The 13,148-nt window shown below is 33.0% G+C and carries 8 protein-coding genes and 3 pseudogenes; 4 read left to right on the top strand and 7 right to left on the bottom strand.

What is annotated here, in order from left to right; genetic code table 11:
* From AB1280_RS00005 to AB1280_RS00025, 5 genes and pseudogenes are all read right to left on the bottom strand, one after another.
* The coding region (locus AB1280_RS00005; protein ID WP_429754503.1) for a helix-turn-helix domain-containing protein at nucleotides 1-400 on the bottom strand (400 nt) is incomplete at its 3' end.
* A gap of 593 nt (nucleotides 401-993) precedes the next feature.
* Nucleotides 994-2,010, bottom strand: a complete 1,017-nt coding sequence (locus tag AB1280_RS00010; RefSeq protein WP_429754504.1) for an agmatine deiminase family protein — start codon at nucleotides 2,008-2,010, stop codon at nucleotides 994-996.
* A 202-nt stretch (nucleotides 2,011-2,212) separates the two neighbouring features.
* On the bottom strand, nucleotides 2,213-3,040 hold the full coding sequence (locus AB1280_RS00015) for a MerR family transcriptional regulator (protein ID WP_429754497.1): 828 nt from the start codon (nucleotides 3,038-3,040) through the stop codon (nucleotides 2,213-2,215).
* Nucleotides 3,041-3,579: 539 nt separating this feature from the next.
* On the bottom strand, nucleotides 3,580-3,894 hold the full coding sequence (locus tag AB1280_RS00020) for a hypothetical protein (protein WP_429754498.1): 315 nt from the start codon (nucleotides 3,892-3,894) through the stop codon (nucleotides 3,580-3,582).
* 510 nt (nucleotides 3,895-4,404) lie between these two features.
* Nucleotides 4,405-5,840: pseudogene (locus AB1280_RS00025) on the bottom strand (IS4 family transposase).
* A gap of 196 nt (nucleotides 5,841-6,036) precedes the next feature.
* Here AB1280_RS00025 and AB1280_RS00030 point away from each other — a divergent pair.
* Nucleotides 6,037-6,771: pseudogene (locus AB1280_RS00030) on the top strand (IS4 family transposase); the annotation flags it as partial.
* Here the strand turns inward: AB1280_RS00030 and AB1280_RS00035 are convergent.
* Nucleotides 6,684-6,929 carry a hypothetical protein gene (locus AB1280_RS00035; RefSeq protein WP_429754499.1) on the bottom strand — a complete coding sequence of 82 codons (246 nt, stop codon included), beginning with the start codon at nucleotides 6,927-6,929 and terminating at the stop codon, nucleotides 6,684-6,686. The pseudogene AB1280_RS00030 and the gene AB1280_RS00035 overlap by 88 nt on opposite strands.
* A 1,490-nt stretch (nucleotides 6,930-8,419) precedes the next feature.
* Here AB1280_RS00035 and AB1280_RS00040 point away from each other — a divergent pair.
* The 3 genes from AB1280_RS00040 to AB1280_RS00050 are packed head-to-tail and all read left to right on the top strand — an operon-like array spanning nucleotide 8,420 to nucleotide 11,928.
* A complete protein-coding gene (locus AB1280_RS00040; protein ID WP_429754500.1) occupies nucleotides 8,420-10,675 on the top strand; it encodes a YcaO-like family protein in 2,256 nt (751 codons plus the stop codon).
* A gap of 13 nt (nucleotides 10,676-10,688) precedes the next feature.
* On the top strand, nucleotides 10,689-11,129 hold the full coding sequence (locus AB1280_RS00045; protein ID WP_429754501.1) for an MFS transporter: 441 nt from the start codon (nucleotides 10,689-10,691) through the stop codon (nucleotides 11,127-11,129).
* Nucleotides 11,080-11,928: an MFS transporter gene (locus AB1280_RS00050; protein ID WP_429754502.1), complete on the top strand. Its 849-nt coding sequence runs from the start codon at nucleotides 11,080-11,082 to the stop codon at nucleotides 11,926-11,928. The genes AB1280_RS00045 and AB1280_RS00050 overlap by 50 nt, the downstream gene beginning before the upstream one ends.
* A 1,039-nt stretch (nucleotides 11,929-12,967) precedes the next feature.
* Here AB1280_RS00050 and AB1280_RS00055 read toward each other — a convergent pair.
* Nucleotides 12,968-13,148 (bottom strand): annotated as a pseudogene (locus AB1280_RS00055) (Imm30 family immunity protein); the annotation flags it as partial.

Below are 13,148 nucleotides of genomic sequence, written 5' to 3' on the forward strand. Positions count from 1 at the left end.
TATAGTTATCAGAAAAAGACATCGCATAACGATGCTTTCCGTTTGGTTTGAATCCAAATTGTGGAAACGTCATACTATTGTAGTCTTTATACTTTTTCTGTTTTGGATACTTTGCATCTTTCCGAAAGAAATGATCAAACGCTTTTTTTAGACGTACAAACACTTCTTGCAAAGGCTGAGAAGGCATTTCTTTTAGAAAAGGATACGTCTTCTTGTCTAATGTAAGTTGTCTTTGCATATCATAACGATTGTAATTTTCTTTGTTTTGCTTATATTTCCGTTCTTTGTCTAGCAAGGCAGAATTATAGGTTTGACGACAATATTGTAACCAACGGCCTAACACTTCTTTTTGTGTTTCTGTTGGAAAGATTTCATATTTTTGATTCAACAACATTGTCATCCCCTCCCATTCGTTTTGCCCTTGTGTTTCGATGTATTGTTTTAGCATTTCTAATGGTGCACCGCCCACAGCCAGCAAACGATAACTTTAAGATCCAAATCATTCTTTACATACATACTATCTGATTCGAGGAAATTCCTTTTTCAATCCTTTGGCTTACGCCAACCAAAATTCAGCCCCTCCCTACTCATTGGGCTTCACCCTTCTCATTCCTTGAGGAAGGGGAATTCTTTTGGAAATATGTTAAAGTAGAAATCCTTGTATCAATAAGGGTTACTATATGAATGTTATTACTAGTTATCTCGATTGAAATTTGGTAGTTTTCTGTATTTCTTTTATAACGGGTTCTGTGTAGCAATGGAACCAAATCATGCAATAAGCATTAGCGGACATTATTCACGTACATAAAAAAGGAAGACCTTTCGAATTTGGAAAGTCTTCCTTTTTTATGTACGTTGAGATTATTTATAGATGTCACCGCGTAGTTTATTTTAAATAAAATCCAAAAGGTTCCAAGCCTTAATTGATATAGATTCATGTAGTCCTTCATACTTAACTTTTGAATATATTGGAATTCACAGCAACAAACTCTATCACTTTAAACTGACCGGTTGTTGCTGTGTAACACAATGAATCATACCACCATTTTTATACAGCTCCCTTACATCAATTCCAATCACCTTACGGTCAGGATATAGTTTTTGGATTCTATCGTTTGCTATTTTATCATTAGGATCATTATAATTCGGAACTAATACAACTGTATTCCCAATGTAAAAATTTATATATGAACCTTTGTATCCCAAATCTTTTCCATTATCTAAAATTACATTGTTTTTACTAATTGGTAAATACACATACTGATAAGGCTTGCCAAAGGCATTTTTAGCATTCATTAATGTTTTAATATCTTTATTTGAAACACCCCATTCCTCTAAATCATCTTCTTTCATTGTAATAATTGTAGACTGATCATAAAATTTAGCAAAACCATCAATATGGAAATCCGTAATATCCAAACCTGAGACACCATCTAGCCAAATAAAATTAGTAGCACCAAGATATTCTTCTATATACTCCTCTATTTCTGCTTCTGATAACTTAGGATTCCTGTTTTTGTTAACGACAGCACTACGTGTGGATAAAAATGTACCATTACCATCTAGTTCAAAGGCTCCACCTTCAAGTACTACATTAGTTAGATTAATTCTTTCCATACCTAATTGCTTACTAAGACTGCTTGGAATTAATGCATCCTTTTTATACGGGGTTTTCTTGCCCCATCCATTAAATCCCCAGTTCATGATTTTAATATTCTTATCCTTGTCATATACAAAAATCGGTGCAGAATCTCTTGCCCATACATCATTAGTAGGAATGATATAAAAGTAAATTTTCTCCATATTTATACCCTTCTCATACAGAAGATTAGAAATATAATTCTTTTCGTATTCATTATATGCGATAATATGAACATTTTCTCCTTCGCTTAAAGCACTTGTCATCTCTATCCAAATTGATTCAACCTCTTCTTTATAACCTTTACCATATGTCAAGTTATGAGGCCATTGCAACCATGTACCTTCATGTTTGCCTCTTTCGTCAGGCATTGAGTATTTGCCTACACTTTGTTCTTTTATACTTTGGCTTTCATCAGCTTTACTTTGAATACATCCTGTTAAGATTCCAGCTACTAATACAGCCCCTGAGCACAGTATAATCATCTTATTCATTTCATAATCTCCTTATTATGTTTTGATTACTTTCTCTTGGAAGTAGAATAAGCTTTGACATAGTGTCAAGGTCAAGCAATTATTGTTTTTCTTTTTTGATGACAGGAAAACAGATTTGTGTCACATACTCCTCCACAGAGCAGTCACATTCTGGACCTTTCAAATAAGTTTCATAAGACGGACCATCTAAGCAATAACCGTTGCATTCTGCCCATTCTTCAAGCGCCATATGTGCATATCCAATATAATCATAACTTCCGATATGCAATGTAGTGGCAATAAACTTTTGAGAGAGCTTTTTTATTTGCCATTCTCTTGATATATCTCTTTCATTCCCAGGAATAATCGGAATCATTAATTCAATATCGCTATGGTCAGGGCTAAACTCTTCATCAAAAAAAATGACAGAGGGTACACCACGTAACTGAATGTTACTTTTTTCCGCCTTATCGTATAAGGAATCAATGCACTTGTCTACATCAGCAATATTAATCTGCAATCTTTGACTTACGACACTTACCTCTTTTCTCATTCCGAGCAATATATCATATGCTCTTCTTTCTCCTTGAATCAAATCCACCTTTTTTTCAATCATCTCTTGCATTTCTGTAATGATCCGTCTATATCGATTGATTTCCTTTGATAATTCATTTATTTTCAAATGTATGAATCTGATAAACAATTTTCTATCTGATGTCTGAAGGATGGTTTTAATCTCCGGCAAAGAAAAGTTGTATTCTCTCAGCTTTTTGATTAGTAATGCCATTTCTAATTGACTATTCTCATAATATCTGTATCCGTTCGTTGCATCTATATATACTGGCTTCAAGAGTCCTTCTTTGTCATAGTGTCGTAACATACGAGCACTCATTTTGCATAGCTGAGAAAATCTGCTAATCGTGTACATATTTCTCTCCTTACTTAGAATGATAAAATTTTCCAAGCAAATGACCAGGTAGTAGGGGTCCCCTACATCTTCGCAATTTTACCTTTAGAGACATACCGCTTCTTCAAAGCCATTAAAATATCTTCTTTTTCCCACATATCCATCACATTATGATTCCCCTGGTCCGCATTGCTTTATACAAAGGTACCTTTCTTTGTCACTCAACCAATCTTTTAATCACACTTTATTATAAAAATTGAACGGAGGTTTTTTGAAAGAAGAATTCGTTTCGATCAATCTTCTTTCAAAAAAAGAAAGCTAGTAGAATCAATATAGCTTTCTTTTTCCTTAACGTACAGGTAATCGGCTGAAATGTGCCTAAATTGTATCTAAGCGTACAATTTTTTACTTTTGGTGACGTGACCCCATACCCATCAACTTAAGAATTTTATAACACTCCAAACAAAAAATGTACATTTTCTCCTGGAGATGTCAATTTTTTTCGTTTTTCTACTTATATTATCCAAAATAAAATATGTATATTGTTTTATAAAAAATAATTATTTACGACGCCTTTTCTTTGCTTTTTTACGCTGATTTGTATGACTATATTTTTTTATATGAGTACTTCGGTTCTTTTTATAATTAGGTAACTTAAATATAAAAATAGTAATTGCACAAAAAATGAAAGATATAAGGGTTGCAATCATCCAAAGATTAATATCATAGTCATATAGCTTACTAAAATACTTTTTGTTACGAGGAATATGGCTTACATTACTGTCAATTGCTTCGAGAGTGCAAGGAATAACCCAAAAGGAACCAATTAACATAACAATTGTTCCAAAAATGAAACTGAGTATATGTTTTATCAAGTTCTATTCTCCTTTAATTATGTTTATTGTATACATTCATACTATATTTATCGTTTAAAACTTATAGTCAGAGTGATTTCTATATACTGTACAGCACGTTAGGTACTTATACCGTTTCTTTAATCGCAAAACATAACTGAAAACATTTCTTTATATTTCCAATTATATCATTCACCAAAGATAGTTGTCAGTGTAAGGTTTTCCTTTGCTTTTTGGCTAGAGTGCTGGCTCGTCGTGTGGGGGCGAAACCCCACGTATTACGTATCAATTTTTGAGTAAGAACTATGTTGAGACGAATGATCTAGGCGGTTCGGCTCGTATACTTGCTTGTCCAAGTCAAGAACCATTGTTTTGCTTTTAGCACTATATAGAGGTACAGCCGCATGCCCATCAACTTAAGAATGGAAACAAAATGTACTTTCATTTTGTGGGGGTAAAGCATTCCTAAAATATAAGCATACTTTTAATCATACGCATACCAAATAAACCCTAACGGGTTTCATTTTTAAATTATGAAGCTTTCTTTTGTTTTCTCAATCCATTATATTCATAGACAACACCCAAAATATCAAAGACTGTTTTCTTCTCATATCGATGAGGTTTCCGCCCATTCTTCTGGAGCAAGTGGAACAGACGGATTAAAATCTTTGTTATCTCTTGGGTGTTTTGTTGTATGGCTTGATACAAAATCGATAAATGATCTTGAATCATTCCAATTGCTTTATATTCACTTAATTCTTGTTTATTCTTTTGTAAAATTAATTGGCGCATCTTAAACATAGTAGAAGAACATAAAAAAATGGCAATGAGTTTTCCATAAACATGGCATTCTAATCGCTCTTGTTTAATATTTTGCCAATGATGAATTTGAAATAGGGATTTTCATGTTTTAAATACAATCTCTATTTGCCAACGGAGAGAGTAAAAATCATGGATTTGTTTCATCGGAATAATCTCCCAAGGTGTATTGGTAACATATAGGTTCATGCCAGATAATCGTTTGCTTTTTTTCGAATACGTAATACCCTTTTTACTTTCCGTATACATCTGTTTTTTCATACGCTCGCGAAGTTGTTTTTCTGTTAATCGATACATAATCACCCGCGTGAATAGTTTTTTACCCTTTCCGATATAAGCTTCTTTTATTTCATAGGACTGTCCTGGTTTTAAAGTATCCATAATGTGCTCTAAATCAGCTTTGATGTACTGAGATTGTTTTTTATTGTCCCATTTCGAAAGTATTCAGGAAATTCATTTTTGACATATACCCTATTGTTTAATTTGAGCCGCGATATATAATACACGCCACGTTGATCCATTTGATCTAAATCATCCAGTGAATAATAGCCTAAATCCCGAATACATAGGTCACCAGGGCGTAATGTTGATAAACACTGTGTTCCAAAGGTTTTATCATTATTTTTTCCTGGTTCCACTTGGAAATTTAAAAACTGACCACTATGTAAATCATATTCTAACTGAATTTTTATACCCGCTGTTTGAGCACAACCACCTGATCCAGGATACACACTAGCTAAATGCTTTGGTACCTGAAAAATTGTTGCATCTAAAATACGAATTCGTTGAAAATAGGCGATTGAAGAACTAGGAATCACTGATGTTTCACAAATTTTACTTTTTAATAACGAAGAGAAAATATGTTTTAAAAAGCAAACAGCTTTTTTATTGAAACGCTTATTGAGTCCTTCTGGACTCATAAGTGTTCCTGTAACAGCATGAAGTTGACTACATAGGCGCACTAAAGAATCACTCGCTACTCGTTGACTAATCCAAACACAGATAGTAGCTAAATCATGCCCTGAAAACTTACGTTTTCGTTGTACAAAACCTAGTTCTCTAGCAAGATTTTCTAAAAATGAAGGAGTAAGATATTCATGTAATTCTTCAGCAAATAGTTGTAATTCATCAGATACAGAAATAGACATACAAAAACGCCATCCTTTCCTATGATTCTACAGAAAGAATAGCGTATTTTTTCATTTTAGGGGGTATTTTGTTTTGTTAGCTTGATAGCAATGGGGTCCCGCCCCACATCCATCAACTTAAGGATTTGGACTATTCTTGAAGTTAAAAGCACGTTACCATTCTCTTATATTAATGAGAAAGGGTGACGTGCTTTTTATGAATATGCATCAAAAACAAGAGTTGTCTTTATTTGCCGAAGAGTTATATCGATATATGTCTCCCGCTACACTTAATCAATTAGCTATAGAAGCAGGCGGCATGAAACGAAAACGTAAATGCCACGGGCATCATTTTTTATCTTTGTGTGTATGGTTAAATCAACAGGTCGCTACTACCTCTCTTACTCAACTTTGTAGTCAATTAGAAACTTCAACAGGAGTTTTATTAAGTCCGGAGGGACTTAATCGGCGATTTAATTCGGCTTCTGTAGCCTTCTTTCGAACTGTATTTACTACACTTCTACAAGCTAAAATTGGAGGGTTATCTAAGATTTCTCATTCTCTTTCTGCTTACTTTGAGCGCATTCGTATCCTTGATTCTACAACTTTTCAAGTTCCAGATCGATTCGCATCTACTTATCCTGGTGCCGGAGGATGTAGCCATAAAGCTGGTGTGAAAATTCAACTAGAGTATGACTTGTTGAGTGGAGAATTTTCTGATGTGAAAATTGAACCTGGAAAACGGAGTGATCAGTCGTATGGTGCGACTCGCACAGGCATGATACAAAAGAATGAACTATATATTCGTGACCTAGGATATTTTCGTTTACAAGACTTTAAGTCTATCCAAGATAAGCAAGGATATTATTTATCACGATTTAAATTACCAACTAGTATAAATCGTTTGTCTTCTAATTGTTTCCCAATCGGTCCGTCATGGTTTAGGCCCATTGTTTCAATGACTTGAAGTGGCATACCAGTTTCATTTGTGAAGCTAACATGCAAGTTAATACCAGAATGTTCACCGTAGTAAACTGCCCATGATAAACGATTTTTTCCAACTGTGATCGTTGTTGAATCAATGTTTGGAATGTGATATTCATTGTTCATGAGAGATGCCTCTTTTCGTAAATGTTTGTGTCGTAACTCACATTTTACAAGAAGCATCTCTCTTTTTGTCTATAATTTTATTGGAATAAATTAGATAATCAACACGCATGATAATAAGCCTTTTTCGATTCACTAATAAATCCAACTTTTTTAAAATATTTGAATTTTTTATATCATCATAGTATTATGAAATAGAAAATAAAAGGTAATAAATTACAAACAAAGAAATCATTGTAAAATTCATCTATTCTTGCTTTATTTATTGTGGCATTTTCTTTAGCAATGCCAACAAAAGCACAAGAGAATCTATTAGATGAGAGAATCTATTAGATGAGAAACTATATCAAAGTCTAATTGAAGAAGGTTCTTATTCTCCTAAAATTACATATGAGATGGCCAATAAGTTTCATATATCTTCAATGGCGAGGAAAAGAAATATTACTGAGAGAATAGTAACCTTTCTATAAATGGTATTTAAGATTATATGAGAGGAGGTGACAAAAGATGAAAATGGAAATCATTAATGAAGCAAACACAGTTGTTGAAGTTGAAAATAACATGCAACAGTACCCATTTGAAGTTTAGTATTCCACAAAGGATGATCATATGAGAGGAGGTGACAAAAGATGAAAATGGAAATCATTAATGAAGCAAACACAGTTGTTGAAGTTGAAAATAACATGCAACAGTACCCATTTGAAGTTTAATATTGCACAAAGGATGATCATATGAGAGGAGGTGACAAAGGATGAAAATGGAAATCATTAATGAAGCAAACACAGTTGTTGAAGTTGAAAATAACATGCAACAGTACCCATTTGAAGTTTAATATTGCACAAAGGATGATCATATGAGAGGAGGTGACAAAGGATGAAAATGGAAATCATTAATGAAGCAAACACAGTTGTTGAAGTTGAAAATAACATGCAACAGTACCCATTTGAAGTTTAATATTGCACAAAGGATGATCATATGAGAGGAGGTGACAAAGGATGAAAATGGAAATCATTAATGAAGCAAACACAGTTGTTGAAGTTGAAAATAACATGCAACAGTACCCATTTGAAGTTTAGTATTGTGCAAAGCTACATAATCTAGGTAAAAGTAAAGAGGTTACTCCATAGGAATTGAATATTAAGCTGTTTCTATATTGATTGCATAAGCACAAGATGTATATTTTCTGAAGATTTATTTAAGGAAGGACTTCTGTGCTTATGTATCCTTCTTTGCAGGAGTTTTAAATGTACCTTAATTAACAATAAATAATTCGAGAAAGAAGTTACATATTGCAAGATTCATGTGTTACATATTTAAGAGTTTATCCAATATTCCGTCTTTTCCATGTGAGTGACTTATAAATCGATAAAGATAAACCATAAAGTAAAGGTATTTATCAGATAGTTCTCTGTATACTGTATTTTCTATTTTTCTGTTTAAAAATTAATTTTTAAGAAGGAGGAGGCTAATTTACTTTAAATTGGCTATGTATAATGATGAATTATAATTTAAATGACATACCGGTAATTAACAAAACATACAATGAAACGCCAAAAGGAAATGGGCAAGTTATTTCTACTGTTGATGGAGAAATAAAGATTTTGCAATGTTCACACGAAGTTTTAGAAAAAGTTCTATCTTTAGTAAATGGGACTCGAACATTTGAAAAAATAGAGAATGAATTAGAAGAATTATATCCTTTAGATGAGATAAGAAATTTTTTATCCGCTTTGGTAAATGAGAGAATTATTTATCCAACTCCGGAAAGTAATGAGACTTTAGAGGGTGCCACTGTTTGTATTATCGGAAAAGGGCGACTAGCATCTGCGATGAATAAAGCAATAGAGTCAAGTTATCATAAAGAGTTTAAAACGATAGCGTTCACTATAGATGAGTTTTTGTTAGAGCAGTCTATGATTGATTTTGATGTTGCCGTGTTTGCACCAGATCAATGTACTTATGAAGATATACTGTGTTTGAATAAAAAAATGCTTTCTAAAAACAAACCATTTATACAGTGTTACTTTGATGGTCGTGAACTAGGACTCGGTCCATTTTTTATTCCAGGTAAAACCGCATGCTTAGAATGCCAAACCATGTATCATATTAAAAATATTAACAATAAAATTTTTAATGGACAATTGATAGATACAGAAGATATCAAATCGCTATATTTTTCACATGAATTCCCTTATGCCTATAAAGATTCACAATTATTATATGTCGCTGATTTAATATGTCAGGACATAATTAGTTATTTACAAAAAGGGAATATGGAATTTGCAGATGTTAGAAAGTGTTACAAAGCAAATTCGCTTACATTTGATAATAGCTATACCTATTATCCGACAACAGAATGTAAGTGCTGTCGTGCTATGAATAATTCTTATACGAAGTGGAGAGAGGGTCTTCTCCCTATTTTCAAAGATACAAAAGCTTCTTTAGAAAGAGAAATTTGTTATACTACTGGTGGATTGCGTTCTAAAACTGAAGAAGAAACAAAGCAGTTGATTGATGAGACGCTTGAACGAATCGGATTAAAAATTGATGTAAAGCGTGCTGTAAACAATCCTTTTAATCGTGTAGTACCTTGCTATAATGCTATATTAGATACTTCCCATAGTAATAAAACACCTTATTTCTTCCGAAAAACTAAAGCGTGGGGTAAAGGTCTAACTGAAATGCAGTCATACTTCTCTGCATCTTTTGAGATGTTTGAGCATATTGGACGTCAATATGTTGGTGATGTACCCATTGTAGAAGCATCTTATAAAGATGTCGCGCAAAACGCAATAGAAATGAATACAATTGCCGAATCAATACAAAATAAAAATACAAGTTATGATAAATTTAATCCTGATACAGCAATTGACTGGGTTTGGGCGAAATCATTAGTGAAGGATGATTACAAACTTGTACCAGCTTTAATGGTGTTTATGGATGATGTAAATACAAAAGGTCGTTTCTATGGAGGATCCTCTACTGGACTCGCTTCTGCAACTACTATTGAGGATGCCATTCTTCATGCACTGCTTGAAATTATTGAGCATGATGCTTGGATGGTTGGACAAGCCAATCAACATGTTCTGCCTCGTTTAGACTATATGACTTCAACAAACAAAGTATTGAAAGAGCGTATAGACATGGTGAAGGATATGGGGTATGAAGTAATAACTAGAGATTACACAAACGATTTAGAAATTCCTGTATTCAGAACTTGGATTGTTAATCCAAACAATGATACGCATTTTGCTTTCAGTGGTTTTGGTGCTTCAATTTCACCTGAAATCGCATTGGAACGTTCCGTTACTGAAGCCATGCAAAGCGATGCACTGGTTGATCCCAATAACCCATTGAATAATAGCATTTCTGGAGCTAAGTTGTTATCAAGAGTCAATTCTATATATTCTCTCCCATATTTATATAAAAAAGACATTGCGGGAAAAGCACCAAGTATTTCAATGCTAGATAAACCTAGCCTAAAAATAAAAAGTGTTAACCAAGCGATTCAACATATCATTAAACAATTGAAGAAAAAAATACCTGGTTGTGATGTTTTATATGTCGATTTGACAAAGGATTTTATTAATATACCTACTGTTAGAGTTATTGTCACTGGTGATATACAAAGGCTTAACCATCCTCTTATTTCAGTAAGCCCAAGAACACTTAACTTTGGTATCAATATGGGGTATTCTAATACACCAGCAACATATAGAGAATTATATCTTGGAGACTATCCGCATTAAAGAGGTAATCAACATGTCTACAAATCATATAAAAATGAAAAAAAATCATATTCGTTTACGCCTTATTTCTGAAGGTATTCAAAATATATTATTTTATATGCTTTTCCCTTTCATGACTTTATATTTAACAAAAGCATGGGATGCGGGTATTGTTTCTATTGCTTTAGTAACTATTGCAGTTTTAGGAATGTTTTCTGGCATTTGGGGAGGAATTCTTGCTGATAGGTTTGGTAGGAAACCTGTAATAATACTAACAAGCATAGGATTTCTAATTGCTACTACATTATTTATTATTGGAAGATTAGTATTAAGTAATGTAACAATTTATATGAGTTTCGCTTTAATGAGCCTTACATATGCCGCATATTTACCAGTAGGGAAATCCTATATTTCAGATTGGCTTGATGAAAAAGAACAGAAAAAAAACGTATATATTATCCTATCAAATATTTAGTGCTTCAGTAACAATCGGGCCACTTATAGGTAGTTTTATATTTGATTCTATGCCGATATGGTTTGTTTGGATATCTTTAATTTCGGCTCTGTTGCTTCTTTTTATTTCTTTATGGGGAACCCCGGAATTTAGAGATAATAGAAACTTGACTATAGAAAAAAAATCTAATAAAAGTAGTTTCCTATCCACTTTAGCTCTTATAGGAAAGGATAGGCGACTATTCATTTTTGTACTAGCCAGTATCTTTGCAGCTCAGGCTTTCATGCAATTGGAAATATTGCTTCCTTCCAAAGTAATTGAGGACTTAACTCAAGGAGTATCCATATTCGGTATTTCAATAAATGCTTCTCAATACTACGCATCTTTATTAATGACAAATGGTATTGTAGTAATCGTCTTTGGGAGTATCGTAGGAAGGCTTTTATCTAGATATAGTACAAGGTTTAGCTTTGTAGGATCGAGTTTATTGTATGCTCTCTCTATGATTATCTTTGCATTTTCGCAAAGTTACATCACTTTTTTTATAGGAATAATAGTGTTTACAGTAGCTGAGCTACTTGTTGTGAGTACACAGGATGCATATATTGCGGGAATCGCTACTGCTAATCAAAAAGCGCAATATTTTGCTGCAGCCAATATGCGATATTCCATTAGTAAAATCTTTGCACCTCAGCTATTAGTACTTGTATCATTTGTAAGCTATGAGGGCGCCTTTCTAATCGCAGCTTTTTCTGCAGTATTAAGTGCATTTTTCTTTTTCTTACTCTTTCAAAATACTAAATTACAAAACATACATTGAACATACAGTGTTAGAAGAAAGATAGGGATTAACAGTAAGCCGCCAATCAAATAATGTGTCTAAACAGACTGCACCTCCTAGTACTATACATGTATGAATGTATAGTACTAGGAGGTGCTTTTTTGGTACTATGTCAATGTATAAAATATACGTTAACTTTTGCTACAAATTAAAAAAGTTAACATTCAACTTAACATAACACTTATACGGAGAACCAAGAAAAACCAAAAAGCTCCTATTCGGCCAACAGAAGATGGTAAAAAGCACAAGTTACCTATTTATTTGTTTTAGATGTCATTTTATATTGACATCTTTTTTTATGAATCGTTATTTTTCAGGTGTTCCCTTTTGGGTACACTCTATACCTCTTAAACCATTGTTATTATTCACTTTTTATAAATTTCCTATCTCACTCTATATATAAAGGCTAAAAGGTCCGCACCAACATTTCACAGATTTTGTACGCTAAGGATATAAACTTTAATATGACAAGGTTTTTTTACATCATAATCAATGAATTAAGGACGAGCCCTTGTTGGAACAGGCATTGTAAAAAAACGATCGTTTCTGTTACATCGTCTAAAAATCCTTAGTGTACACCAAAATCAATTTTTTCGTGTCGAAATTTGCTTAGCGTACGAAATACGCGTTTTGTTGGTTGGACCCATCGCTATCAAGCTAAAAAAACAAAATACCCCCTAAAATGAAAATTTTCTTTCTCTATAGTTAGTTACTTTGAGAAGTCAGCACATTTTTCTTTAGTGTATGTGTCTAATAAGTCATTATTGGATTTAATTATATTTTTTAATTTACTTATATACATTCTATCTTCCTCACTTTCTACTTCATCCACTTACACCTGCTGCGCTATCTTTCATCTTATAATGCTCACAATGATTGTATTGAGTTGTTTCATACCATTTTTTAAAGTTGGTTTCTTCAGTGATGGTACAAACACGATGGATACTGATATCGTGTGTCAAAAAAGACAACAAAAAACCGAAATGACACTAATTTATCAAATCGGTTTTTATTCTATCTACATGAATGAATTTCTATCAGCCTCTTTTAATTTACTAAGAATTTCATTAGCAACGCCCTCGAATCTTTTAGGATCGTCAGAAATAATTTCATTAAGTAAATTGATTACTGTTAATTTTATATCACTATTCATTCCTACAAGAATTTTAGCATACTCACTTCTATATAAATCATTATTT

Source organism: Bacillus sp. S10(2024), from assembly GCF_050473865.1.
GTDB lineage: Bacteria > Bacillota > Bacilli > Bacillales > Bacillaceae_G > Bacillus_A.

Bases quoted from the DNA above. Each gene is read 5' to 3' on its own strand.
- AB1280_RS00010 (WP_429754504.1), bottom strand. From the start codon at position 2,010: ATGCCTGACGAAAGAGGCAAACATGAAGGTACATGGTTGCAATGGCCT.
- AB1280_RS00015 (WP_429754497.1), bottom strand. From the start codon at position 3,040: ATGTACACGATTAGCAGATTTTCTCAGCTATGCAAAATGAGTGCTCGT.
- AB1280_RS00035 (WP_429754499.1), bottom strand. From the start codon at position 6,929: ATGAACAATGAATATCACATTCCAAACATTGATTCAACAACGATCACA.
- AB1280_RS00040 (WP_429754500.1), top strand. From the start codon at position 8,420: ATGATGAATTATAATTTAAATGACATACCGGTAATTAACAAAACATAC.
- AB1280_RS00045 (WP_429754501.1), top strand. From the start codon at position 10,689: ATGTCTACAAATCATATAAAAATGAAAAAAAATCATATTCGTTTACGC.
- AB1280_RS00050 (WP_429754502.1), top strand. From the start codon at position 11,080: ATGAAAAAGAACAGAAAAAAAACGTATATATTATCCTATCAAATATTT.